1 protein-coding gene is annotated in these 257 nt (G+C 38.5%); it reads right to left on the bottom strand.

Features of this window, described 5'->3' with window-relative positions; genetic code table 11:
• Positions 1–257, bottom strand: a 257-nt coding sequence (locus tag ACPYOJ_RS35845; protein ID WP_481420455.1) for an L-histidine N(alpha)-methyltransferase, incomplete at both ends; no start/stop codon positions are given.

Here is a 257-nt window from a genome sequence, read left to right as displayed (position 1 = left end):
CTTTTCTTCTTGACGAAAGCGTCATTGCCTTTTCCAGCATTTGAAAGTATTCTCCTTCGAGTGGCAAAACATTCATATCAGGCAACTTCTTTTTCAAGTTTTCCTTCAGCACAGAAAGAATATTTCCGGATATGTCAATAGGCATATAGGTGAAATCATTTCCTTTTTCGATAAGGTATTCTAAAAGATAAGTAGATTTCATCGCATCTCCGGCTCCCAGTTCGATCAGGTCAAAAGGCTGCTGATCAGCTTTGATA

This window comes from Rhizobium sp. SVR5-9E, from assembly GCF_056755095.1.
Note: the sequence above shows the minus strand (reverse complement) of the source record. Positions and strands in the feature narration are given on the sequence as shown.